We start from the raw sequence: 24,126 nt of genomic DNA, 5'->3' as shown, positions 1-24,126 counted from the left end.
CCTTACCAGCTCCTAAATTTAGCAGGCGGATTATACAAGCCATCCGACCATTCTACTAAATCTTCGACACTTCTTGCTGCCAATAATGAACGCTTTGCTTCTGTACGTCGAATCTGTAAATCTTCCGGAAAAGCCACTAGGCCGTCTCTGCGCATCTTTTCCACTTTATTTTGGTTATGTCGCAGGCCTATAGGTGTTACCCCTGCTACTGCTTCAAGCGCTGCTTTTCTTTCGTCCAAGCTTTGTGCTTTATATAAATAAGCAATTCCTTCTTCCGTCACAACATGCGTCACATCATCCCCGTAAATCATGACAGGAGCAGTAGCTAAGCTTGCTTGTTTCGCTACCTTTATCGCATCCAAAGACTCCACAAAAACAGGCTCATTTCCTGATTGAAAGGTTTCAACCATTTGAACAACTAGCTTTCTGCCTCTAGCTAGTTCATGCTGCCCGTTTATCATATCCAGCCAAGAAGGCGTAGAATGTCGGCGGCCTCTAGGGTCATGCCCCATATTAGGCGCTCCGCCAAACCCTGACAAACGTCCAGATGTGACGGTAGAAGAATTTCCTTCTCCATCTATTTGCAAAGTTGATCCTACAAAAGCATCTACCGCATATTGACCAGCCACTTGACACATCGCACGGTTTGAGCGCAGGCTGCCGTCGCGTCCTGTAAAAAACACATCTGGACGCGCTGCTGTGTATTGTTCCATTCCTACTTCTCCGCCAAAGCAGTGCACGCTCTCAATCCATCCGCTTTCAATAGCCGGAATTAACGTAGGGTGAGGATTCAGAGCCCAGTGCTTGCATATTTTACCTTTCAGTCCTAACTTTTCTCCATAAGTAGGCAGCAAAAGCTCAATTGCAGCGGTATTAAAGCCAATGCCATGATTTAATGATTGTACGCTGTGGCGCTCATAGATACCTCGAATCGTCATCATAGCCATTAAAATTTGGAGTTCTGTAATATGACGAGGATCTCGCGTAAATAAAGCTTCCAATTGATAAGGCTGAGCCGCCACAACGATACAATCAATCCAAGAAGCCGGAATATCAACTCGCGGAAGTTCTTCAACAAGTTCATTTACCTGCACAATAACAATTCCATCCTTAAACGCGGTTGCTTCGATAATGGTTGGTGTTTCTTCCGTATTTGCTCCTGTATATAAATTACCTTGTGCATCCGCTTTGTCAGCAGCCACTAAGGCAATGTTCGGAATTAAATCAATGAAAAGGCGTCCGTAAAGCTCTAAATATGTATGAATTTCTCCCATTTTCAACGTCTCAGCTTCAATCATTTGAGACACCCGAAGGCTTTGAGCACCGGCGTACGAAAAATCAATTTTTTCAGCAATTCCTTTTTCAAATATGTCGAGATGTTCCGGACGTGAAATACTAGACATAATCATATGAAGGCCGTTTATTTTATCAGCGCTTACTTCATTCAGCGCCTTTGATAAAAAAGATGCTTGCTTTTGATTGTCTCCTTCAAGCACTACTTTATCTCCGGGTGATATAAGCAATTCTAACGCTTCAATAATGTGTTCATTACCCAATAACTTTCCTTTAAGAAGATGGTCTATTTTCGCAAGGCGCGCTGCTTTTTGATCTCGGCGAGTTGTCCATGATTTTGAAGTTTTTTTTATGCCACTCATGTTCTAGCTCCTTTCTGACACTTCTAAATTAATGCGCTTACATTTTTTCTTTTTCCATTAAAATTAGCAAAGTTTTCATCGTAGATTCGGCTGCCGAAATAGCCCTTGCTTCAGGGAAGCTCTTAGCAGCCAAATCCGTTAGCACTCTTCCTGGAGCCATTTCAATATATAACCTTGTGCCCATTTCATACATAACTTCCGTGGCATCATGCCAACGAACGGGCAGGGTAACACTCGCTGCCAAATCTTCTTTAATATCAGCAGCTTTCCATAATTTCCGAGCTTTACAATTACCTATAAAAGGAACGGCCGGGTCCTTTCCTTTCACTTCCGTTATGGTTTTTCGTAACTCACTCGAAACTCCTTCCATAAGAGGGCAGTGAGAAGGCACCGTTACATAAAGCATTTTAGTTTTTCTAGCCCCTTTTTTAGATGCTTTTTCAAGAACTTTCTCAATTGCTTTTAAGGTGCCAGAAATCGTTATTTGATCAGGAGAATTTAGATTCGCTACGTACACAGGAGCTGCATCAGTTGATAGTTCATGTACAATAGAGAGAAGCTGATGTTCACGCAGTCCCATCACAACCCCCATACCATAACCATCAGGATAAGCATTTTCCATCAGTTCCCCTCTTTTTTTCACAAGAAGAAGAGCTTCTTTAAAAGATAACACTTCAGATGCAACTGCTGCTCCAAACGCCCCTATAGAATGCCCTCCTACCACGTCTGGCGAGTATCCTTTGTTTTTAAACGCCCTAGCCGTAGCCACTCCTGCAATAAAAAGACATATCTGAACATTTTTATTATATTTCAATTTTTCTGACGAATCTAACGATAATACGTCTTGATTTAATGCCTCACTTGCTTCTTCAAACGTAGTCGCTAATCCCCATTTATTTTTTATATCATGAAGCATACCAGCATATTGTGCGCCTTGTCCTGGAAATAGAAATGCAACACTCATCGTGTTTCTCCTTTCGACTTTATATCATCCAAGGAGATAATGGATAATTTTATTATAAAGAATATAGGAGCAATAACTCTAATACATATTTCTTATATATCCTATAACTTGAAATCTATATAAAAAGAGATTGAGACATAACGAAATCAATGGAATCTAAAGACGAACTAATTGGATAAAGGAGCTCATATGGCTCGCTTGTTCCCTCACGGTTGATTTCCGTGCAAGACTTCGCTTTCCGCAGGCGGCCGGTGAGCCCCCAGGAGTCTTCGTCTTGTCCTCCAATCAACCGCTAGAAGCAACTACATACATAAATGCTACGTTCATCCTACCAATAAAAAAAGCCGAACGAGTTAGATTCTCCATTAAGAATCTCGATTCATCGTTCGGATTTCCCTTTAACTAAACTGCTTTTGTCCCAGCCTCTTTCTGCTACATATGAGACGGAAAATGCGGAAGCACTTCTTCACCAAGCCCATGTATGACTTCTTCAGCCGGACGCTTACTATCAAAAAGAGCAAAAAACAGATGATTAACTCCTATTTCTTTATAAATAGAAAGAAGCTCAACTAATGTATTACGCCTGCTCGAAATCCTAAACGAATCGGCGTTGGCATTTCATTTGGGTCTTCTGCCAAATCTAGATGCATAGGTTGTTTAAAAGGTTTAAAAACGCCTGGATGATAGATTTCAACCAGTTCTCTCCATCGTAGGCGTGGCATATTGATAATTTTCAAGCGGCATATGCAAACCTAACGTTAACTCATGCTCCTTGTATATACGACGATACGCCTTATGATGTTGAAATGTAGTCATTTGCTTCCTCTCCTTTTATAACTAAGAGATCATCGCAAAAAGCGATGATCTCTTGTTTCATTTTGCTTTTGCTTCTATTGAGCGGCTCCATGCTGTCAATAAGACCGCTCCTAAAACCATCACTCCCCCAATCCAAGGAGTATGAACAAGACCAATCGAATCAACAATCAGGCCGCCTACAAAAGAACCAATAGCAATTCCAACGTTAAATGCAGCAATATTAAGCGCAGAGGCTACGTTCACTGCTGAAGGAACATACTTTTCAGCTAAGTTCACGACCAGCACTTGCAGTCCAGGTACGTTCATAAATGCCAATAAGCCCATGGCAAAAATCGTAATTGTTCCCGCTACTTTAAACGATGCAGTAAACGATAAAATAACTAAGATAACTGCTTGAATTAAAAACATCCAAAATAATGCTTTTAACGGATTTTTATTCGCAGCTTTTCCTCCGATCGTATTTCCGATAGCTACTGCTACACCGTATACCAGTAGCAAGATACTAACCGCGCTTGGTGCGTATCCTGTTAGTTTTTCAAGAATAGGTGCTAAATACGTATAAGCTACAAACGTTCCGCCATATCCTAAGGCGGTAATAGCAAACGATAGTAAAAGCGGCCCGTTTTTCAAAATTTTCAATTGATCACTAAACTTTGCCGGCGGCGCTTCTTTTAAGTTTTTAGGCACTAAAAGAGCACTTGCAATAATGGCAATAACCCCAAGTAGCGCTACTCCCCAAAATGTTGCTCTCCAGCCGAAAGCTTGTCCGATAAATGTACCAAGCGGAACACCTGTAACAGTTGCAACTGTTAAACCTGTAAACATTAAAGCAATGGCACTTGCTCGCTTATCTTCCGGCACCAAATCAGCAGCGATAGTCGCACCGATAGAAAAGAAAATCCCGTGTGAAAATGCAGTAATAATTCGTGCTATAAGCAGCAGCCCAAAGCTTGTTGATAAAGCTGCTACTGAGTTTCCTACGATAAAAATAACCATTAATAGCATCAGCAATGATTTTCTGCTCATTTTACTTGTTAATGCTGTTAATACGGGAGCTCCAAATGCAACTCCCATTGCGTATCCTGAAATTAATAACCCTGCTAGTGTAATGGAAATATTTAAATCATCTGCAAGCGATGATAATAAACCTACTGGAACAAACTCTGTAGTCCCGATTCCAAAGGCGCTAATAGCTAGCGCTAATAGCGGCAAAGCACCGCTTTTTTTACTTTGTTGTGTTTGTGAAAGTGTGTTCACTTCTTAACGCCTCCTGTTCGTTATGATAACTTCTTCATAATAGCTTCTCTTACGGCTAATTAGCTTAGGTACCTTTCATATATTCGCTAACTCGCCATCAACAATTGTTATTATGAGCGATGTAAAACCAAAGAAAAAGTACGCACTTTCAAGTGATATAGGCACCTGGAGGTTACAATAAGCGTAAATACTAAAGTCATGAACTATTGGGTATTCTAAAAAAATGCTTACACCTAGAAAATTTTGCTCTATAGTGATATGATAAACATCAGAAAAAATGCGAAAACATGCATTTGACCGTTATCTCTAGAACAAGGAGAGTTGTTAACGTGAAAAAATATAATATTCCAGTGGAAGCGGCACTAGAAGTCATTGGAGGCAAGTGGAAAGTCGTTATTCTTTGCCACTTAATTAAAGGGACAAAGCGCCCTGGAGAATTAAAAAGAATTATGCCGCGCGTTACGCAAAAAGTATTAACGCAGCAGCTTCGCGAACTTGAAGCAGACGGCATCATTGTTAGAAAAATGTACAATGAAATGCCGCCTCGAGTAGAATACTCTTTAACAGATTACGGATGGTCTTTAAAAAGCATTCTTGATTCATTATGCTCTTGGGGAGAACATCATATTGAAAAAACGTATCCTGATAAAGAAGCTGTACTTATGCAGCCTGTAGAAGAAGTCACTGTTTCTAATTAAAAAAAGCTGACTATCTAGTCAGCTTTTTCATTCCCTTACTTTCTTTGTTTTTTCAGATGATGTATATATTCAGGAGGAACCCATATGACAGAACAACTTAAAAAGAAAATTAGTCTTCAAGATGCTATCAAACAGCAGCTTGCTAATAAGAAAAATCAATCTTCAAGTAAAGCTCAAAATAGCAGCACCAATCAAGCAACCAAAAAGCTGACGAGTCAACAAACAAAAAAAACGAATAATCAGCGAAAGAGAACAGGTGTATAATGAACGGACAAAATAGAAAAGACGTAGCTCCTGGAATTGAAGTCGACATTGTTTTAAAAGCAGATCAGCGTTCTGGAAAACTTACACACGGAACGGTCAAAGACATTCTGACCAATTCAAGCTTTCACCCACACGGCATCAAAGTCCGTTTAACAGATGGACAAGTCGGACGCATAAAAGAAATTTACCCAAATTAAAAAAGCATGTATTCTACATGCTTTTTTAATTTACACTTCAAATAAATCTACTTATCATTTCCTACTTTTGTTAAAATAAAGAAGCACTGTCGTCCCCTTTCTTTCCCTTGGGAATTCACGCAAGGAAGAAAAAGGTGGTGGATAGTCTGAGACGGATCCTCAAGTCATTTTTCCTAGATGCTGAGAATGTTCAGCTCCTAACGGCTTACGTAGAGCTTTTAGGAGCCGTAGTCGCTCTTATTTTGCTATTTTTCCAGTAGTAAAATAAGTAATCACCGATAAGTATCGTCTAAAAGGTTCTTCATCCATAAGGCTCGTGTGCTGATTGTCTTTAGGGAATCGTGTTTGGCGGCACTTCCCTATAGTAAAAAGACAGCTTCCTTGCAGAAATGGACAAGGTGTAATCAACTCCGGCCGATTATGGGTGCGGGACCTTTTTCTTTATTAGTCTATGTCTTTTTTAAAATTTCCATACACAAAAATAAAAAAACCTCCGAGTTGGCGGTCTCGAAGGTTTTTTCTAGTGAATCGTTTTCGACAAATCCTCATCCGGGCTAACAAGGTTCAGATCTAATAAGATTATGTGATGAATTTCTTCACCTTACAAGCTAAACTTGTCAAAGCTAAGAATTCATTCGCTTGTTAAGAATAACTGAACGTGCGCTCCAGATTGTCATTTTTCCTAGCCTCAGTATATCATACTTATTGAAAACAGGTAAAAAAAAGTGTTCGACAAAGCTTGTCAGCAGCTCTTCACCTATGTCATATTTTTCAAAACAAAAAACATTTTACAAATATGAAGGAATTTCATACTATTAGATAAAAGATAGAAGTATTCTGACTTGGAGAGGATTTCAATGAAGCAACCTCAGTTAGAAAAAGAAATTCGAGCCTTACAATCAGATATTTACCAATTAGCTAAAAAAACAAGCAGCTATTCTCACGGTGAGATTTTAAAATTAAGTCAAAAGCTAGATCAAAAAATTGTTAGTTACCAAAAGCTTTTTAACCATACCAAATAAGAGCCGCGTAAAACTTTCACTTACTATCCCTCAAGTACCATAAACCTACAAATAAAACAGATATGTTTTATTCGCAATAGGTACATCTCTGCTTCCCTAATTAATAGGGAAGTTTTTTATTTAGAAAATTAAAACCTTCTCCTTTCCTTTGGTTAGTTGTCATACAAATTGGGTATTCAATCAGTAGGCCTTAAAACCTATCTAAGAAACATAAAGGAGAGAATGCATGATGAGTAATGCTGATACTACCGAAACAAAAAAAGGCGCCGACTTACTAGTAGAAAGTTTGGCAGGTCAGAATGTGCCTTATATTTTTGGTATTCCAGGAGCCAAAATTGATGGCGTATTTGATGTTTTGAAAGAAAAAGGACCAGAAGTGATTGTTTGCCGCCATGAACAAAATGCTGCGTTTATGGCAGCTGCTATGGGAAGACTGACAGGTACGCCGGGCGTTTGCCTTGTCACATCAGGTCCAGGTGCCGCTAACTTAGCCACTGGCCTTGTCACTGCTACTTCTGAAGGTGATCCAGTGGTAGCCCTAGCAGGAGCCGTTCCAAGAGCAGATCGATTAAAAAAGACGCATCAATCAATGGATAATGAAGGACTATTTAAATCTATCGCCAAATTCAGCGTTGAGGTAGAAGACGCTACAAACGTTCCAGAAGTGATAACAGACGCCTTTCGCGAAGCTGTTTCTTCTCCTTCAGGAGCATCTTTTGTCAGCTTGCCGCAGGATGTAATGGATAGCGAAACATCAGCTTCCACTCTATCCGTTTTAAAAACTCCTACGATTGGCGCTGCCAATTTAGACGCTGTTGCCCAAGCTATACACACTATTCGCACAGCAAAACTACCTGTTTTACTTTTAGGTATGAGAGCAAGTAAATCTAAAGCAGTGGAATCAATCCGTCAGCTTATAGCAGAACATGACCTTCCTGTGGTGGAAACGTTCCAAGGTGCGGGAGCTGTTTCACGAGAGCTTGAAACTCACTTTTTTGGGCGAGTAGGTCTTTTTCGCAATCAGCCTGGAGACGTGTTATTGAAGCATGCTGACGTCGTCTTAACAATCGGATATGACCCAGTTGAATACCCTCCTTCTCTTTGGAACTCAGAAAGTCAAAGAAGCATTATTCATTTAGATGATTTACAAGCACAAGCTGACCACCATTATCAGCCGGAAATTGAGTTAGTAGGGGATATTCCAAGCACAATTGACATATTAGCTGATAAACTCCCACATTTAATACGTTCAAAAGAAAGTGCTTCTTTTTTAGAAACGCTAAAAAGCAAACTTGAACAACCTGACGATCAGTACGAGTTTTCTAATGACACTCACCTTCATCCCCTACAATTAATTGAAGCTCTGCAGAACTTTGTTGAAAATGATACTACCATCACATGTGACGTTGGTTCGCATTACATATGGATGGCTCGTTATTTTCGTTCCTATGAACCTCAGCATTTACTATTCAGCAACGGCATGCAGACACTAGGTGTTGCTTTGCCTTGGGCTATTTCAGCTGCACTCGTTCGCCCCCATAAAAAAATTTTGTCCATGTCTGGAGACGGCGGGTTTTTATTTTCAGCTATGGAGCTCGAGACAGCCGTTCGGTTAAACTTACCAATTGTTCACATTATCTGGAACGATCAAACCTACGATATGGTTGGCTTTCAACAGCAGATTAAATATGGCCGAAAATCTGCAGTAGAGTTTGGCAGTGTAGACTTTGTTACGCTTGCTGAAAGTTTTGGTGCCAAAGGATTTAGAGTTAACTCACCAGAAGAATTTTCGGACACTCTAGCAAGCGCTTTTCGTGAACAAGGCCCCGTTATCATCGATGTTCCTGTAGATTATAAAGATAATGAAAAATTAAATACACAGCTACTGCCAGATCAAATTAACTGAAAGGACTGAGTAAAGAATGAGCAATAAAGAAAAATTAACGATTCACCAAACTTCCACTATGATCGCTTTATTAGACGGAGTATTTGACGGTGTTGTCACATACAAGGATTTAGCTAAGAAAGGGGATTTCGGCATCGGTACGTTTAATCAATTGGATGGTGAAATGATTGCCTTTGACGGAGAATTTTATCATATTGCTGATGGGAAAGCCGCGCCTATTAGCGAAGATGCAAAAACACCTTTTGCCATTATGACAACCTTTTATGAAGATATCTCTTATCGTGTAGAAAAGGAAATGAATCGTGAACAACTAGAAACCTTAATGAACGAGCTTATTCCTAGCCCAAATTTATTCTATGCAGTTCGAATTGACGGGAAGTTTAAAGAAGTAAAAACTCGCACGGTTGCAAAGCAAGAAAAGCCCTATCCTTTTATGGTAGATGCGGCTGCTGATCAGCCTACATTTACATCTTCAGATGTAAATGGAACACTAGCAGGTTTTTACACGCCAGAATATTCTTCAGGCATCGGTGTTCCCGGCTACCACCTGCACTTTATTGATGAAGATAAAAAAGAAGGGGGACATGTTTTAGATGTCTCTGTTCAGGATGTTACAATTCAAATCTGCAAAAAAACGAAATTAAATCTCAATTTATCGGAAACAAGTGAATTTTTAAGTGCTAATTTAGAAGACCATGATGTAGAAGAAGAAATTGCCACAGCTGAATAAACAACCATACTTTTACTGATAAAAAAACGCTCATCGTCACGCATGACGATGAGCGTTTTTTATTTAATCGTGTTCAGGCTTAATTTCTAGCACAACACAGAAACCTTCCGCCTATACGTAAAAGGAGCCCGTGTCTTTTAAAACATAGAAAAATGGTATTTCAGTCTCTTTTAGACATCTAGCCATTCGATCCTTAAAGTTATCTAATTTAATTATATTTTTTGCTTCTTCTAACGTAAAATATCCCACATCCTGCGTTTCATTGGAGACAGAAATTTTTCCGCTAATCGCTTTTCCCTTTAATAAAATAACAGTAGTAGATCGTTTAACATCTTGTTCTACTCCTAGAAAGTTGGTCACTTCAATAACAATTCCAGATTCTTCTTTAACTTCTCGTATCCCCGCATCTTTTATTGATTCACCTGCTTCTACAAAACCGCCTGGAAATTCCCATCCCCGTCTATGGTTCTTGACTAGAAGCACGTGATGATCTTGATTTACCACCATAACTGCTACAGCTAATTTTTGATTCAACTTTTTCTCACTCTCCTTTTAAAGCTTTAAGATATTGTTCAAGAAGGTGAAGAAATCTTTCTATATCTCTATATGTGATATCACCAATATTTGCTATTCGAAACGTTTCTAATTTATGAATTTTACCAGGATAAATGGTGAATCCTTGTTTATAAAAAAAATCATGCATAATATCAAAATTATACTTTTTATTGGAAGGCTCGATGATAGAGGTAATAATTTTAGAATGATGTGTTTCAGGAACCAAATAGGTTAACCCAAGCCGAGTAATTCCATCCGTTAAAGTAGTCCATGATTTTGAGTAGCGTTCATATCGTTTCTCAATTCCTTCCCACTGAGTTTCTATAATTGCCTGCTTTAAGGCGTACATAGTCTGAACAGGAGGAGTAAAACGCATTTGTTTATTCACTTGGAAATATCGATACTGATCATATAAATGAAGATAAAGGTTACGAGGCTTTATTTGCTCCGTTTTTTCTAACCGGTCTTTATTTGCTATAACAAACGACACGCCTGCCATTCCTTGAAGGTTCTTATTTGCACTTGCGGCCAGATAGCTTATATTCATTTTTTGCATGTCAATTGGAACAGCTGCATACGAACTCATTGCATCCACAATCATTTCGATATTTTTCACTGCACAAAATTCCCCAACTTGTTCAATATCATTAAGAAGCCCCGTGGAAGTTTCACAGTGAACAAGCGCCAGATAAGAAACGTTCGTTGAAATCTTTTTTATAAAAATTTCTAAGTCGTTCATATCAATAGCCTGCTCGGCGGAGCTTTTATATTCTAAATAATTCAGTCCATAAATTTCAGCGATTTTACACATTCTTTCACCGTATGGACCATTATTGATAATAACAACCGTACCGTTATCAATTACTGAACTTAAAATCGATTCCACTGCCGCCGTTCCAGATCCGCCGAATAATACCGTAGTATACTTCTCTAGATTCCCAACAAATTTTGTTAGTTCAGCAGAGATAAATTCCATTGTCTCTCCAAATTCTTTTTCTCTCGGGCAAATGTCCTCCACTATTTGAGCATATTTGACGGTATCTGTTGTAGTTGCCGGTCCGGGGTTTAGGAGTATATTTCTCTTAACTGTATGCGGAATACCTTCTCGAGCTTTAATAATCGGATAAACAATAGTAGTTGCTCTTGCCCAGTGATCTTCATCATCCACTTCACACCATGCCAAATTATTCAGTTTATGAACATACACATTTGCTTTTTCGGAAATTTTAACGAGGCCATATTCATAATCGATCGTTTGATTAAACTGAAACAGCGTATTTGCTTCATCACAAAGTCTCTGAAATGTAGCATAAGAGAGTTTGGTTAAACCAACTAGTTCTGCATAGATACTATTCAACTCTTCTTTTTGTTTTGACATATTCTTAAGGTTATTATTTTCATCAGCTTCAATATAAACTTCATCGCCAGCACCGTTCAATTTACTCGCTAGTATGACATTTGATCTCGAATGGTTTACTAATGTTTCCAATGCATTCTTTTCATAAATTACATCTGATTCCAATAGTAAAAAATCTTCTTTAATATAATTTTTAAATTGATACAGCGTAAACAGACTTCCCGTTGTTTCGTATCTAGAATTATAAACACATTTTATTTGAGGATATCTAACCATTAGCTTTTCATATTCTTCTTTCATATAACCTGTTCCAATAAAAATCGTCTTAACTCCTGCTTCTATTAACTTCGAAATGGAATGTTCAATAATCGATTTTTCATCAATCATCAAAAAACCTTTAGGGCGGTTTCCAGCTCTTTTACGAATCCTGCTCCCCATCCCTGCAGCTAGAATAACAGCTGTTTTAATCATCTAAAAACACCTGCAGTCTTTCTCTGACTTCATAAGGCTTCATTTCAGGACGCCCCAGGTTCTTTTTAGATCCTTTCGCTATTTTAAGATATAAAAACGTTAATTTTTTATCACTTTTCCACTGTTTGATATACGTCTCTAACTGATTTAAGTTATGAACATGAATGGAATTTTGATACCCACAGGAAGAAGCAATATCTACAAAATTAATGTTATGAGAGACCGTATGTTGCCCCCCTGTAGAATCATGGGTTTGATTGTCTAAAAGAATGTGTAATAAATTTGCTGGACAGTAGTATCCGTTGGTTGCTAGATTTCCCATGCGCATAAGCAACGCTCCGTCTCCATCAATTGTAATGATGTTCTTTTCATTTCTGCTCAAAGCTAAGCCTAAACCAATGGAACTAACGCACCCCATAGATCCAACCATATAAAAATTATTTCTTGCGTCTTCTATTTCGTAAAGCTCTCTTCCTGTTTTTCCTGTAGCGGCCAATTGAATAGTATCGTTGTCTTTTAATGAATTAACTACTTGTAATGCCTCATACCTTGAAGGTAACTCGTCGGTTGTTATCTGTTCACTTTTCATTTTAGGAGTAACGTTTTTCATTGATTGCTCTAAAAGCTTGACTGGCTCAAACGTTCCTTTTTTTACAATAAAGAAGTAGCTTTCATTATTTTCAACAGCTTGATTAGCCCGCTGTAATTGTTTTTTAACTTCGGCAAAATCAAAAGATAAATATTCCCATTTTATTTTCATCGTATTTAGCAGGGCAGAAGTAATTTCTCCCATTAATTCATGCTGCGGTTCATCTGGACATCCAGGTTCTCCACGAAAACTGACAAATCCAAGGACAGGAATTTTAAACGGATGAATAAGAGAGGTTAAAGGGGAAACAGCATTTGCTAATCCGGAGTTCTGCATTAAAACAACCGCTTTGTTGCCAGCAATTGATGCCCCAGCAGCAATCGCTACCGCTTCTCCTTCGTTTGCTGCTGCAACATATTCACATTCGTTGATAGCGTAGTTAATAAGATGTTTAAGATAGGAACAAGGAACCCCGCTATAAAATTGAAAACCTAGTTTTTTTAATTGAGTTCCAAATACGGACGTACTAATCATTTTTCCCACCATCTTTTTGAATCTTTGTATACGTTTCGGTATCTATCCATGACCCCATCGTATATTTAACAGCAACCGGGTGAATTAGATTAATATAATTAAAGAAATCAGAAAACGTGAGCTGAGCAAAATCTTTTCTTTGTGCCAATTCTTCCAAAGCTTTTTTTACAACCTCAGTGCCTTTTCCGGAAACTTTCCATAGACCAATGAATTCACCATGAATGTTGTTAGAGATGGAATTACACGACATTTGAATCAAGTCTACTGTTTTGGAATACAGCTGCTTGGAATAGGGAAGTTTAGCAGTTACATAAGATGTTTGATTCCCTTTTAACTCATAATCAGCTCCTGCTACGATAGTGATATCGCCACTTTCATGAATTAACTCCTCAAAAACATATGTTTTATATACGATGTTACTATCGCTTATTAAAGTAGCCGTTCCTAGCTTATCTCTTGCAGCATAGAGATGATATAATTCTCCTTTATGAGGAAACGCCTTATCTTCCATAGCTTTGTTGGAACCTACTTTTATACTATTTGTCACGCCGACTTTTTTTAACTGATTTATCTGCTCAGTTATTAAAGCTTCATTTGCTGATTCTTTTACCAGAATCATAGCGTTCGTGCTATGATTGGCAGAGCTTAAATAAAGTTTCTCTGCCATATCGAGCTCTTCAGCTTTTTGAAGACGGAAAACTTCCTCAAGCGGAGAGACATTTTTTTCTACATTAATCAAACTTTTATCGCAATAAATCTGAGCGGACGTTTTTTGCATAGCTGTAATGGAAGATCTTAAGTTATGGTTGGCCCAAATGCTCAAGCTAATTCCTAAATCACTAAATTTATCAGTTGGAACCGAATAATATTTGGTTGGAACAATAATAACCGGAAGCCTGTTTCCCCACTCTTTCATAAAAGCTTCAATCTCTGTCATATCTGACCTTTTACTATGAATCAAAACGGCGTCGGTTCCCGCTTGGCGATAAGCTTCTGCACGCTTTAAAGCTTCCTTCAGCCCCCACCCTGCAATAAAAGCTTCTACACGCGATACCACTACAAAATCTTCGTCATTTTGGCTATCTTTCATTGCTTTAATTTTGCCGCAAAATTCATTAATATCTGCAAGCGGCTGTGCTTCACCTTTAATAAATGAGTTTGTTTTTGGAAACAATTTATCTTCAATACATACGCCTGGAATGTCTCGCTGCTCCAATTTCTTAACTAATCTTCTTGCATTATTAAAGTTCCCATAGCCTGTATCACCATCAAGAAGAATTGGAACGGACGTTGCGTCACTCATAAACTCTAAGATGTCTAATACCTGTGTCCATGAAGCCTCGTTATTATCTCTTACACCCAGTGCTGCAGATAATGACAGGCCGCTGGCCCATATCCCTTTGAACCCTGCTTCTTCTACAATCTTTGCAGATATTGCACTGTGAGCCTCCATAATAAACTCTAGCTGTTTACTTTCTATCAACTCTCTTAGCTGTTTAGTCTTCTTCATGTCTATCCTCCTTTTACTCTTCGTTGTCTGGAATAAGTTTATTTCTTAATTCTTTAAAAGTAGGTTTTTTCATAACGCGATGCGTTACTTTTAATAAAATTATTGTATTTTCATTTAAATATGGAGCTAGCACATTGTATACTTCATCACCAGTGTTACAAAAATACACTTTGTTAGGATCCATTCCACATTTTAAAGCTCCTGTCCCAATAGCTTTTGCTTCTTCTCCTACTACCACTAAAATATCAATCTTTGATTCCGCTGCTTTTTTTCCCATATCTTCATATTGTTTAATTGCATAAGGTCCTTCTCCTAGCTGAGGCATGTAACCTAATAAAGCGATAGACTGTTTCTCTTTTGACATATCACTAAGAACTCCGAGAGCTGTAGCCATCGATAAAGGTGAAGAGTTCCATGTGTCGTTAATTACCGTACATTCATTCATTCCTCTTTTAAATTCCAAATGTTCTTCTACTTGTTCAAATAAGCTAAGTCTTTGTATGGCAACGGAAATATCAACGCCAACATAAAATACAGCAGCAATGGCAGCCAGTGCATTATACACATTATGTTCACCATATCCAGGGATAAAAGCATCGTACTCTTTGTTTTGGTACTTTAAAGTAAAAGCCATTCCTCCATTAGTATATTTAATATCTTTTGCTTGAAATTGGGAATCATCACCTTTACCTATATATACAACACCTTGAAGATGACTAACATCAAGCACTCTCTTAATATTTTCATCATCTGCGTTTAAAATCAAAATGCCGCTATTTGGATCTAAGCCTTCTACAATTTCGGCTTTTGCTTTCATATATTCTTCAGGTGTTTCACAATCAGCGAGATGGTGCACGCCTATATTTAATAGAATTCGTATTTGTGGCTGAAAGTAGCGACACGCAACTTTTAAATATCCCGGATAAGCGACCGGCATTTCAAAAACAGCTACTTCTGTCGTATCATCAATACCTGTTAAATAACGTAGATTTACAGACATAGAATTCATACTCATCCACGTAGCTTTCACTTTATAATCTTCAATTAATATTTGTCGGATCATCTCTTTCGTGGTCGTTTTTCCACAAGTACCTGTAACACCAATAACAGGAAGATCAAAAAGCCCTCGGTAGTATTCGATAAATTTCCAATAAGCCTCTTCTAATTGATCTGTTTTAACAAGAATAATATTTTCCTCTAAGTTCGTGCACAGCTCAGGGTGATCTGTTATAACGACAATTGAATGATTTTCTTTCCAATACTCCCCTCTAATCGGTTCTCTATCTAAATGAAAGATGAGTGTATAATCCTCTATATCCTTTTTAGCGTAGTTTATAGCATGTTTAATAACAGGATTTCCTGATCCATAACAAAGGTCTCCCCCCGTTTGTTTAAGGATTTCATTTAATGTGAAGTGCTTCATGTTAAATCCTCCTTTTCTTCTTCGTAACCAGCCAGTGAAGACGCATAATTGAGCAGACGAATCCCCGCCAAAGTACGCAGCTTGTAGGCTCTAATTTGTGAGAATAGACTATCTGGTTTTGCATTTATTTCAAGTAACTTTATGGAACCGTACTGATCTATACATAAATCTACCGCCAGCTCCCCAAAAGGACCCACTTTCTCCTCTACTGTTGCAACAATATTTTTAGATATTTTAGCTAATTGGTTTATAATGAGCCTTCTGTCTGTTGGATCAGGATATAAACTGTTTAATATTTTACTGAGGCGCATATTCGTTTCAGAATCTTCCGTTAGCACATCTTCACCGGTGAGACGCGCAATCATACCCGTTCGAAGCCAAATTTGCTTTTCATTTTTTTGCATATAAACCCGTATTTCTAAATTTTTATCTTTATGCTGTTTTCTGCGAATTCCTTCTTGAACAAGATAAGGATTGTTTTTCATCAAAGGAGAGAGCAAAGTAAATAATTCTTCCATATTACTGAATTGATGCAGCTCTTTTTTATTAAGATCAAACCAAAAGATGCCTGTTGGTCGGCGAACGATACGCATGACTCCTTTACTTAAGGCCCCGCCAAGCGGTTTTAAATAGACTTCTCCGTAGCTATCAAGCATTTCTGCAATGTCAGCAGAATTTTGTACGAGACGTGACTCTGGAAGAAATTCTTCATATTCTTTCATAAGAAGTTCATATGTTGCCCACTTATCTCCCGTGAGCTGAAACAAATTTGAAGAATTAACAAAAGGAATTTTATAAATCGCCTGAAGTTTTGCCCTTACTTCATCTATTAAGATATTTTTTCTGCCATCTATGAAATAACGGTCATAAATAACAGCAGGAAAAGGAAAAAGCCCTTCACCGTTAATGGTTGTTCCTTTAACCAATTTTTTCTCCCAATCAATATCTTCGGGTTCAAACACATATACAAGCATTCGCTTTTCATTTGCTAAGCGACATAGATGATGGAAATAGGTTGTTTGTCTTTCAAAAGGACGGTTAGCAAGAATGCCAATGACAGGACCTAAAGTTATGATGCCTTCTGAAGCTGATAGCTTGGGGCACCAATCTTTCGGGAGAGATAGTTTATCACGGAGGGATTTAGAGAGTTGAACCATATTTGGATGGCGAAATGAAAAGGGATAAGAATGAACAGTTGCAGTTGATATTGCCTTTCCTGCACTAACAATCGTAGACTGCCCCTCTTTGAGGCCGTATTTTAAACGGAGCTTTTTGGGGATTTGAATAATATGTCCGCGGTCATAGATTTCTTTAGAAATCTTTACATTCCAATTCCGGCGAATATCATTTGATTCATCACAAGGAATTTCTTTTTCTATCATTTCAAATAGAAAAGATAGTTCATTTTGATAGTGTGGATAGCTGGATGTTTTCATAAGATTGGCTTTGATATCTTTCCACATTCGTTTAAGAAAGATTTTATTCCCTTGATAGTAGGCACGCTGCGTAAGTGGATGAAATAAAAATTCGCTTTTTAATTCATGATGATGGGTAGCAACTAGCTGAGCAAGAGCTAAAGTGGAGAGAGTAATTCTAGGGTCGATAATCCAAGAGCTTAAAGTTAAATACTCAAATCCATACGATTTCTCACGATAGCGTCCAAGACCTCCATGGTTCGTTTTCCGTCTGAGTTTAGCGGTCTTAGATTCTTCTATCAGCGCTACTGGAATAGCAAGGTAGTGGTCAAGAGCTCTTAATAAGGATAAAGAAAGCGGAATACCAAAATGAATATGTCCTCCACATTGATACCCTGAAAACGGCATGCTGCCTGCCCGAAAATGAATATTTTCATATGGTACCTGTACAGATGCTTTTTCTATTAACTTTTGGATATTCTCAAATAGTTCTGTTGATGAATTCGCTTTTTCAGGCCTAACTTCTACTAATGCATACTCACCGCTATCTTGCTCTATTTGTCTTTCATCACAGCCTACCGGACCTTCAACAGAAAAAAAAGTAGAAGCTGGTAGAAGCTCTCCATCACAACTTAACATAAACTCAACGTCAGCACCCATGCTAAAAGGAACACTAGGCTTTAATGGATTTTCTATCCATTCACTTTCTGATGAGTTAATATCTGTGACGATACACTCTCCATTTTCTAATACCCCCATTTTGACAAAGCCGCTTTTAGCTCCCGTTACGTAGAGCGCTCGAATGGCTACGTTCATCAGCATTTCCGGTACATCTATGCCGTTTACCTGTTCTAATTTCCAGCCGAAGGCTTGCGTTCGAATGGGTATTTCATTAAATACAACATGTTCACTGGTCACTACTTGTACTGTTTTTACGCTCAGTCCTTCTACTTCTAGACAATATTCTTTGTCTATTACATATATTTTCGTAAAATAATCATATCCTTCATATATTGCTTGGTCCTTTGTATTTACGATAACAATATCTCTTCCGCTATGGTGACCATACTTCCTCCCTATCACTGGATATGAACAGGTTTTGGGGTCAACTAATTCAACAGACGGTATATTATTCAGATTAAGAGTTTGCAACGTCATTTCTTTATCAGATAATATCCCTAACTCTTCTCTCATTGGATCCATTTTAAAGCCTCCTAATTAGAACTTTCTATCGTATTTTGCTACTTCAATGCCCTATAACAATAATCAGCTACTCATATAGTATGTAACTATACAAAATAATCCTGTACATTTATCTATTTATCTCCACCATCTCTAAAAACTTTTTATGTATGCATTTAACACGTGTAATAATTCACCGATTTTATTTTTACTGCATTTATTATAGAAAGGATAGATTTCAAACGATATAAAAGGAGAAATAGTTAATGACATTAAAATTCATTCATGAAAACTACTTAAAATACAACAAAGGAACTGGTTTTATAAGCTGTCATGTGGATGCACTTCATGCAGAACCACCTGCTGCTGATTTATTTACGGATAAAGTTGTAGAAAATTTAGTCAAGAAAACAGGATGTGCAGGAATCGTTAGTACGGTTTCCAGAACCATAGCAGATTTAAATAGAAATCTAAATGAAACAAACCATGAGGGGATACATGAATATAGAAGAACAATCCAAGAAATTGTTAAATATTTAAAAATAGTAGATAGTAATAATCGCCTTCTAACGCCCTATTTGCATTTATCTTTTCATGGAATGAAGGATACACATTACGGACCTTATGCAATTGAAGTGGGGACTTTATATGGACAATCTTGCTCAAAGGAAGTTAAAGATTGGTTTCAACAGGCGCTGACTAAAAAATCTGAAGATTCGTTCCCGAAAATCCATGTACTATTTGATAATAAATTTGTTGGAAACGAATCAATTGCCTTTCACAGACAAGGTGACAATAGCGGCTATCTAGGTTACAGTCATAATTTTAATACATTTCAAATTGAATTATCCCGGACCCTGCGCAGCAAACACAGAACTACTATAACAAATATATTTTCCGAGATTATTGATGACTTTCAACAAACATTCGTCGCTACTTAGTTTTTAGGAATCTTTTCCGTCTACTATTTCTTTTATATATTTAGGTAAAACAAATGATGCACGGAAAATTTCAGGATCAATATATTGAGTATCTGTATGCTGTAGCTTCGTCAAATCGGCCTGAAGAGGATCCATTTTTTTAGAAGCAATCGTAAAACTCCAAATGCCGCAAGGGAAAAGAGGTATAGTCACTAAATATGTGCGGACAATTGGAAATAGCTCCTTTAAATTTTTAATTGTGCCTTGTAATGTAGAAGTATTGTAGTAAGGGGATCCTGATTGAAAAACAACCACGCCCTCATCCTTAAGGCTGTTGTAGACATATTGATAAAAATCAGGTTGAAATAGTTTTTTTCCCGGTCCAACAGGGTCAGGCCGATCAATTATGAGAACATCATAAACTCCCTTTTGTTCTTGAATCCAATCTATTCCATCGCGATGTATCATATTGAGCCTGGTTTCACCATCATAACAAGAAGCCGGAGTTAGCCATGTGCGGCAGATTTCTGTCACTTTTGGATCGATTTCGACTACATCAATTTGTTGAATTCCGTCATACTTCATGGCCTCCCGTGCAGGACCGCAGTCTCCTCCGCCAATCATCGCAACTTTTTTGGGATTTGAATGCGTTATAATTGGCACATGGCTAATCATTTCATTATAAATAAACCCTTCTCCTGTTGAAATTTGTGGAGTACCATCTAGCACCAACATTTTCCCATACCATTTTGTATCCACAATACTGATTTGTTGATAGGAAGATTGCTCATAGTGAAGCAGACTTTTTACTTTATACCCCATTTTCACTCTAGCCTGTCCAACGTAACTCCATATCCAGAGAACTCCGTTATCATCCTTTTTATAACCTGAAAGAGGATGCTTTTCTGTCACTTTTTCCACCTTCTATTTCAAAAATTTGTGTTCTATATAAAATATGAATTATTTTTTATTTCGCTATAATTCGATAGCACAAATTTATAGATGCTTACTCTATTAACCTCTTCTAATTTCAATTTTTCTTCCATTCTTTCGACAATATTTCTACTTACTGTTCTTTCAAAGCTTTTTAGCCGTTTCTTCATCAGCACTTAGATAGAGTGTAAGTTATCTCTCCACCTTTATCTGCATCCGTTCCTCAGCAAAAGTACGGAAGAAAACCTAACATAGAATGATACATAAGAAAGAAAGCGTAGTATCATAATTACCATATTGCAACAGCTTTACGCTGCATATAAAAAAGGAGGTTTTTAAGCAATGTTTTCTAAACGGCCCTTATCTGTACTTCTTATCTCGACTTTATCTATGATTATTGCTTTTTCAGTATGGTCGGTCTTCGCGCCTATCGCTGCAGATATTCAAGTGATGTATTCATTAACCAATGCTGAAAAAAGTATCTTAATTGCCTCTCCCGTCTTATTAGGTTCCCTCATGCGAATTCCGATGGGGATTTTAACAGATCGCTTCGGGGGAAGAAAAGTCTATTCTTTGACTATGCTGGCTCTTTTACTCCCTACCATTTGTGCAGGCTTTACTCATTCTTATTCCATGCTGCTCTTTTGGGCATTTTTTATCGGCATGGCTGGAACAACATTTGCTATTTCCATTACGTATGTCTCTAAATGGTATTCACCTCAAAAGCAAGGTTTTATTTTAGGAATTGCCGGGATGGGCAACTTAGGATCGGCGGTAGCAAGCTTTAGTATTCCACTTATCTTTTCTTCTTTTGGCTTGCCTTGGGTATTTTGGATTTTAGCAATTGCGGTAGCCTTAATGGCTCTTTTATTATGGGTAGGAACTTCAGACCACCCTTCTGCTGCTTCCCCCAAAACGCTGCAGGAATCTTTATCGGTATTAAAATTTAAAGAAACGTGGTTTTTATCCATTTTCTATTTTTTAACATTTGGGGGATTTGTAACGTTCAGCATCTATCTCCCTACCATTTTGCATGATCAATTTAATGCTTCAACTGTAGACAGTGGGCTGAAAACAGCTGGATTTGTCGTACTAGCAACGTTTGTACGGCCTCTTGGAGGATATTTATCGGATGTCTTCGGAGCAAAAAAAGTACTCACCTTCGTCTTTACCGGAATGCTACTAATAGGGTTATTTATTGCATTTACCATCACTGCCTTCTCCTTATTTAGCGTAGGTTGTTTACTTGCAGCCATTACTCTTGGTATCGGAAATGGAGCTGTTTTTAAAATGGTTCCATCTGTTTCAATAGGAAATATTGGAGCTGTTACCGGGATCGTAGGCGCATTCGGAGGAGTAGGCGGATTCTTTCCCCCTATTGTGTTAGGCTTTATAAAAGATACAAGCGGAGATTACGTTGTCGGTTTTTCCTTACTAGCGCTTTTTGCCCTATTCTGTCTCTTACTGAATTATTCTGGATTCAAAAAACAAGATGTACGTATTAACCAAAAGCACCTTGCCTGATTCCATGTAAAAAGCCTCTTTTTTCAAGAGGCTTTTTGCATCAGCATTTTTAATAGCTACTCCTTTTTACAAAAGGGCTAATATTCACAGCACTTACTTTAAACCCTGGCATCTTACAGGCAGGATCTAATTTCTCAGAGACAAGGTTATTAACATTTTGAGAATCCGCCCAGTGAAAAGGAACAAATACGGTATCTGGCCGAATGCCCTCTGAAAATTTGCTTCTTACCACAATCCTTCCATATGAAGATTCAATTTGTACTAATTCTTGATTCGAAATTTCATATTTTTTCGCTGTTGAAGGGTGGATTTCCATAAAAGATTCGAAATTTCTAGCAGATAAAGACGCACTTTTTCGCGTTTGTACACCCGTTAAATAGTGCGACATCACTCTCCCCGTTGTTAAATAGAGAGGATATTTTTCGGTTATTTTTGCTTTAGGAACAATAGCTTGATTCGAGACAGGGACCATCATCGCTTTCCCATCACTATGAGCAAAACGCGTCTCAAACAGGCGCTCGGTTCCTTTATCTGTTAAGCTTCTGCATGGCCATAAAATTCCTTTTTCCTCTCGTAATCGTTCGTACGTAATACCGGAGTAATCGGCGATCCCTCCTTTACTTGCTATTCGCAGTTCATTAAATATTTCTTCAGCTGATGAAAACGAAAAATGTTCCTCTTTCCCTAAAGCTTTAGCAATTTCACATAGTATTTCCCAGTCGTGTTTGATTTCGCCACGGCATGGAAAGCTAGCTTCGCGTAATGTAACTCTTCCCTCTATATTTGTCATGGTTCCTTCATCTTCCAAGTAGGAAGATGCTGGTAAGATCAAGTTTGCTAATTTTGCTGTTTCTGATTCAAACATATCTGCTACTACTAGAAATTCAAGCTTTTCAAAAGCCTTCTTAACAAAATTAGCGTTTGGATTTGAAACTGTTGGATTTGAACACATCAAAAACAACCCTTTAATTTCACCGTCATGAATTTTTTCAATCATCTCATATGCAGAAACACCTTTTCTAGGAAGATCTTTCTCCTCTATGTTCCACACATCCGCTATATACATCCGGTGCTCATGATTTTCGATTGAACGGTAGCCTGGAAGCTGATCCGCTTTTTGACCATGCTCTCGGGCTCCTTGCCCATTTCCTTGACCGGTAATGGCCCCATATCCGCAGCGAGGTTTACCAATTTTCCCAACGGAAAGTAGAATATTCAAAAAATTTTGCACCGCAGCACTTCCGTCTGTTTGCTGCTCTACTCCTCTAGCAGTAAAAATCATTCCCGTTTTTCTTTGGCCAAACATACGGGCAGCTTGGTACATCTCTTCAAGTGGCACTCCCGTTATTTCTTCAATGATATTAAATTCTAGAGACGCCACATATTGAATTACTTCTTCAAATCCATTGACACGTTCTTGTAGAAATCGTTCATCTAGATAATTTTCTTCGATAAGGACCTTCAAGATTCCATTGGCTAATGCCGCGTCGCTACCCGGCTTAAGTTTCAAGTGTAAATCAGCTATTTTAGTTGTAGCTGTTTCCCTTGGATCAATTGCAATAATAAAAGCTCCGTTTTCTTTTGCTTTCTCAAAATAAGGCATAATCGTTGGCTGACATTCCGCAATATTTGTTCCAGCTAACATAATACATTCAGTAAACGGAATCTCTTGCAAGCTATTCGTAAATCCTCTGTCCATGCCAAATGTTTTACTAGCAGCAGAAGCAGCAGCCGACATACATAAGCGTCCATTGTAATCCATATACTTTGTTTTTAACGCAACTCGAGCAAATTTCCCTAATAAATAAGCTTCTTCATTTGTAATAGAGGCACTTCCATAAACACCTAGCGCATCTGTTCCATTCTTCTCTTGAATCTCTGTAACGTTTTCTTTAATATAGTGAAGAGCTTCTTTCCAAGAAATCTTTACAAACTCTCCGTTTACTTTTAATAAAGGATATTGAATCCGATCTTTATGCAAAGGATGCTGATGCGCATTCATTCCTTTGATACACAACCTTCCTTGAGAAGTAGGGTTGTCTGTTCCAATTGTTTTATACGTTTTCCTTTTCACATGTGTTTGTTCAACTAACTGCATTTTGCACTGCATGCTGCAGTAAGGACACTGAGTATTATAGATACGCTCGGTTTCAACTTGCTTTTGCTGCTCACGAAAATATTTCAATAGCATCTCAGTCATCGTA

Annotated in this window: 20 protein-coding genes and 1 pseudogene; 8 read left to right on the top strand and 13 right to left on the bottom strand. The window is 38.0% G+C overall.

Annotated elements, in window-relative coordinates:
• Positions 1-2: 2 nt before the first annotated feature.
• The 5 genes and pseudogenes from mdcA to ACN6NE_RS14980 form a co-directional block, all read right to left on the bottom strand.
• Positions 3-1,655, bottom strand: coding sequence for a malonate decarboxylase subunit alpha (gene mdcA, locus ACN6NE_RS15000; protein ID WP_474325797.1), 1,653 nt, complete (start codon positions 1,653-1,655; stop codon positions 3-5).
• 37 nt (positions 1,656-1,692) lie between these two features.
• A complete protein-coding gene (locus ACN6NE_RS14995) occupies positions 1,693-2,619 on the bottom strand; it encodes an ACP S-malonyltransferase (protein WP_474325796.1) in 927 nt (308 codons plus the stop codon).
• 432 nt (positions 2,620-3,051) lie between these two features.
• A pseudogene (locus tag ACN6NE_RS14990) lies at positions 3,052-3,329 on the bottom strand (LLM class flavin-dependent oxidoreductase); the annotation flags it as partial.
• Complete coding sequence (locus ACN6NE_RS14985; protein ID WP_474325795.1) at positions 3,310-3,435, bottom strand: hypothetical protein; 126 nt, start codon at positions 3,433-3,435, stop codon at positions 3,310-3,312. The gene ACN6NE_RS14985 and the pseudogene ACN6NE_RS14990, both read right to left, overlap by 20 nt.
• A gap of 57 nt (positions 3,436-3,492) precedes the next feature.
• Positions 3,493-4,692: an MFS transporter gene (locus tag ACN6NE_RS14980; protein ID WP_014461498.1), complete on the bottom strand. Its 1,200-nt coding sequence runs from the start codon at positions 4,690-4,692 to the stop codon at positions 3,493-3,495.
• A gap of 329 nt (positions 4,693-5,021) precedes the next feature.
• Here ACN6NE_RS14980 and ACN6NE_RS14975 point away from each other — a divergent pair, with 329 nt between their 5' ends.
• The 6 genes from ACN6NE_RS14975 (at position 5,022) to budA (ending at position 9,509) form a co-directional block, all read left to right on the top strand.
• Positions 5,022-5,390 (top strand): winged helix-turn-helix transcriptional regulator, encoded by a 369-nt coding sequence (locus ACN6NE_RS14975; protein ID WP_013055500.1) that lies wholly within the window; start codon positions 5,022-5,024, stop codon positions 5,388-5,390.
• 84 nt (positions 5,391-5,474) lie between these two features.
• On the top strand, positions 5,475-5,654 hold the full coding sequence (locus ACN6NE_RS14970; protein ID WP_013055499.1) for a hypothetical protein: 180 nt from the start codon (positions 5,475-5,477) through the stop codon (positions 5,652-5,654).
• Entirely contained in the window at positions 5,654-5,851 is a 198-nt protein-coding gene (locus ACN6NE_RS14965; RefSeq protein WP_013055498.1) for a YwbE family protein, read from the top strand. Before ACN6NE_RS14970 ends, ACN6NE_RS14965 begins: the two co-directional genes overlap by 1 nt.
• Positions 5,852-6,708: 857 nt before the next feature.
• On the top strand, positions 6,709-6,873 hold the full coding sequence (locus ACN6NE_RS14960; RefSeq protein ID WP_014461503.1) for an aspartyl-phosphate phosphatase Spo0E family protein: 165 nt from the start codon (positions 6,709-6,711) through the stop codon (positions 6,871-6,873).
• A 226-nt stretch (positions 6,874-7,099) separates the two neighbouring features.
• On the top strand, positions 7,100-8,779 hold the full coding sequence (alsS, locus tag ACN6NE_RS14955; RefSeq protein ID WP_474325793.1) for an acetolactate synthase AlsS: 1,680 nt from the start codon (positions 7,100-7,102) through the stop codon (positions 8,777-8,779).
• Positions 8,780-8,795: 16 nt separating this feature from the next.
• Positions 8,796-9,509, top strand: coding sequence for an acetolactate decarboxylase (gene budA, locus ACN6NE_RS14950; protein WP_474325791.1), 714 nt, complete (start codon positions 8,796-8,798; stop codon positions 9,507-9,509).
• A 111-nt stretch (positions 9,510-9,620) separates the two neighbouring features.
• On the opposite strand, the gene ACN6NE_RS14945 is transcribed toward budA, so the two are convergent.
• From ACN6NE_RS14945 to ACN6NE_RS14920, 6 genes are read right to left on the bottom strand one after another with little or no spacing between them, the layout of a single operon-like run.
• Entirely contained in the window at positions 9,621-10,043 is a 423-nt protein-coding gene (locus ACN6NE_RS14945; protein WP_013055495.1) for an NUDIX hydrolase, read from the bottom strand.
• Positions 10,044-10,050: 7 nt separating this feature from the next.
• Positions 10,051-11,892 carry a 2-aminoethylphosphonate aminotransferase gene (locus ACN6NE_RS14940; RefSeq protein WP_474325790.1) on the bottom strand — a complete coding sequence of 614 codons (1,842 nt, stop codon included), beginning with the start codon at positions 11,890-11,892 and terminating at the stop codon, positions 10,051-10,053.
• Positions 11,885-13,015, bottom strand: a complete 1,131-nt coding sequence (gene aepY / locus ACN6NE_RS14935; protein WP_129706348.1) for a phosphonopyruvate decarboxylase — start codon at positions 13,013-13,015, stop codon at positions 11,885-11,887. Before aepY ends, ACN6NE_RS14940 begins: the two co-directional genes overlap by 8 nt.
• Entirely contained in the window at positions 13,008-14,525 is a 1,518-nt protein-coding gene (gene aepX, locus ACN6NE_RS14930) for a phosphoenolpyruvate mutase (protein WP_474325788.1), read from the bottom strand. Before aepX ends, aepY begins: the two co-directional genes overlap by 8 nt.
• Positions 14,526-14,538: 13 nt before the next feature.
• Entirely contained in the window at positions 14,539-15,948 is a 1,410-nt protein-coding gene (locus ACN6NE_RS14925) for a Mur ligase family protein (RefSeq protein ID WP_474325787.1), read from the bottom strand.
• On the bottom strand, positions 15,945-18,566 hold the full coding sequence (locus ACN6NE_RS14920) for a putative amidoligase domain-containing protein (protein ID WP_474325785.1): 2,622 nt from the start codon (positions 18,564-18,566) through the stop codon (positions 15,945-15,947). The genes ACN6NE_RS14925 and ACN6NE_RS14920 overlap by 4 nt, the downstream gene beginning before the upstream one ends.
• Before the next feature lie 245 nt (positions 18,567-18,811).
• Here ACN6NE_RS14920 and ACN6NE_RS14915 point away from each other — a divergent pair, with 245 nt between their 5' ends.
• A complete protein-coding gene (locus ACN6NE_RS14915; RefSeq protein ID WP_129706340.1) occupies positions 18,812-19,486 on the top strand; it encodes a hypothetical protein in 675 nt (224 codons plus the stop codon).
• Positions 19,487-19,489: 3 nt separating this feature from the next.
• Here the strand turns inward: ACN6NE_RS14915 and speE are convergent, their stop codons facing one another.
• A complete protein-coding gene (gene speE, locus ACN6NE_RS14910) occupies positions 19,490-20,377 on the bottom strand; it encodes a polyamine aminopropyltransferase (protein WP_129706338.1) in 888 nt (295 codons plus the stop codon).
• A 363-nt stretch (positions 20,378-20,740) separates the two neighbouring features.
• On the opposite strand from speE, the gene ACN6NE_RS14905 reads away from it, so the two are divergent.
• Entirely contained in the window at positions 20,741-21,922 is a 1,182-nt protein-coding gene (locus ACN6NE_RS14905; RefSeq protein WP_474325783.1) for an MFS transporter, read from the top strand.
• Positions 21,923-21,971: 49 nt separating this feature from the next.
• Here ACN6NE_RS14905 and nasC read toward each other — a convergent pair whose 3' ends face one another.
• Positions 21,972-24,122: an assimilatory nitrate reductase catalytic subunit NasC gene (nasC, locus tag ACN6NE_RS14900; protein ID WP_129706335.1), complete on the bottom strand. Its 2,151-nt coding sequence runs from the start codon at positions 24,120-24,122 to the stop codon at positions 21,972-21,974.
• Between the last annotated feature and the right edge of the window lie 4 nt (positions 24,123-24,126).

This window comes from Priestia sp. 53B2, assembly GCF_056099005.1.
This window is presented reverse-complemented; position numbering and strand designations above follow the sequence as displayed.

Excerpts from the sequence above, each read along its gene's own strand:
- ACN6NE_RS14905 (WP_474325783.1), top strand. The coding sequence starts at position 20,741 with ATGTTTTCTAAACGGCCCTTATCTGTACTTCTTATCTCGACTTTATCT.
- aepX (WP_474325788.1), bottom strand. The coding sequence starts at position 14,525 with ATGAAGAAGACTAAACAGCTAAGAGAGTTGATAGAAAGTAAACAGCTA.
- mdcA (WP_474325797.1), bottom strand. The coding sequence starts at position 1,655 with ATGAGTGGCATAAAAAAAACTTCAAAATCATGGACAACTCGCCGAGAT.
- budA (WP_474325791.1), top strand. The coding sequence starts at position 8,796 with ATGAGCAATAAAGAAAAATTAACGATTCACCAAACTTCCACTATGATC.
- ACN6NE_RS14965 (WP_013055498.1), top strand. The coding sequence starts at position 5,654 with ATGAACGGACAAAATAGAAAAGACGTAGCTCCTGGAATTGAAGTCGAC.
- alsS (WP_474325793.1), top strand. The coding sequence starts at position 7,100 with ATGATGAGTAATGCTGATACTACCGAAACAAAAAAAGGCGCCGACTTA.
- ACN6NE_RS14940 (WP_474325790.1), bottom strand. The coding sequence starts at position 11,892 with ATGATTAAAACAGCTGTTATTCTAGCTGCAGGGATGGGGAGCAGGATT.
- ACN6NE_RS14970 (WP_013055499.1), top strand. The coding sequence starts at position 5,475 with ATGACAGAACAACTTAAAAAGAAAATTAGTCTTCAAGATGCTATCAAA.
- ACN6NE_RS14995 (WP_474325796.1), bottom strand. The coding sequence starts at position 2,619 with ATGAGTGTTGCATTTCTATTTCCAGGACAAGGCGCACAATATGCTGGT.
- ACN6NE_RS14985 (WP_474325795.1), bottom strand. The coding sequence starts at position 3,435 with ATGACTACATTTCAACATCATAAGGCGTATCGTCGTATATACAAGGAG.
- ACN6NE_RS14920 (WP_474325785.1), bottom strand. The coding sequence starts at position 18,566 with ATGGATCCAATGAGAGAAGAGTTAGGGATATTATCTGATAAAGAAATG.
- ACN6NE_RS14925 (WP_474325787.1), bottom strand. The coding sequence starts at position 15,948 with ATGAAGCACTTCACATTAAATGAAATCCTTAAACAAACGGGGGGAGAC.
- nasC (WP_129706335.1), bottom strand. The coding sequence starts at position 24,122 with ATGACTGAGATGCTATTGAAATATTTTCGTGAGCAGCAAAAGCAAGTT.
- aepY (WP_129706348.1), bottom strand. The coding sequence starts at position 13,015 with ATGATTAGTACGTCCGTATTTGGAACTCAATTAAAAAAACTAGGTTTT.
- ACN6NE_RS14915 (WP_129706340.1), top strand. The coding sequence starts at position 18,812 with ATGACATTAAAATTCATTCATGAAAACTACTTAAAATACAACAAAGGA.
- ACN6NE_RS14960 (WP_014461503.1), top strand. The coding sequence starts at position 6,709 with ATGAAGCAACCTCAGTTAGAAAAAGAAATTCGAGCCTTACAATCAGAT.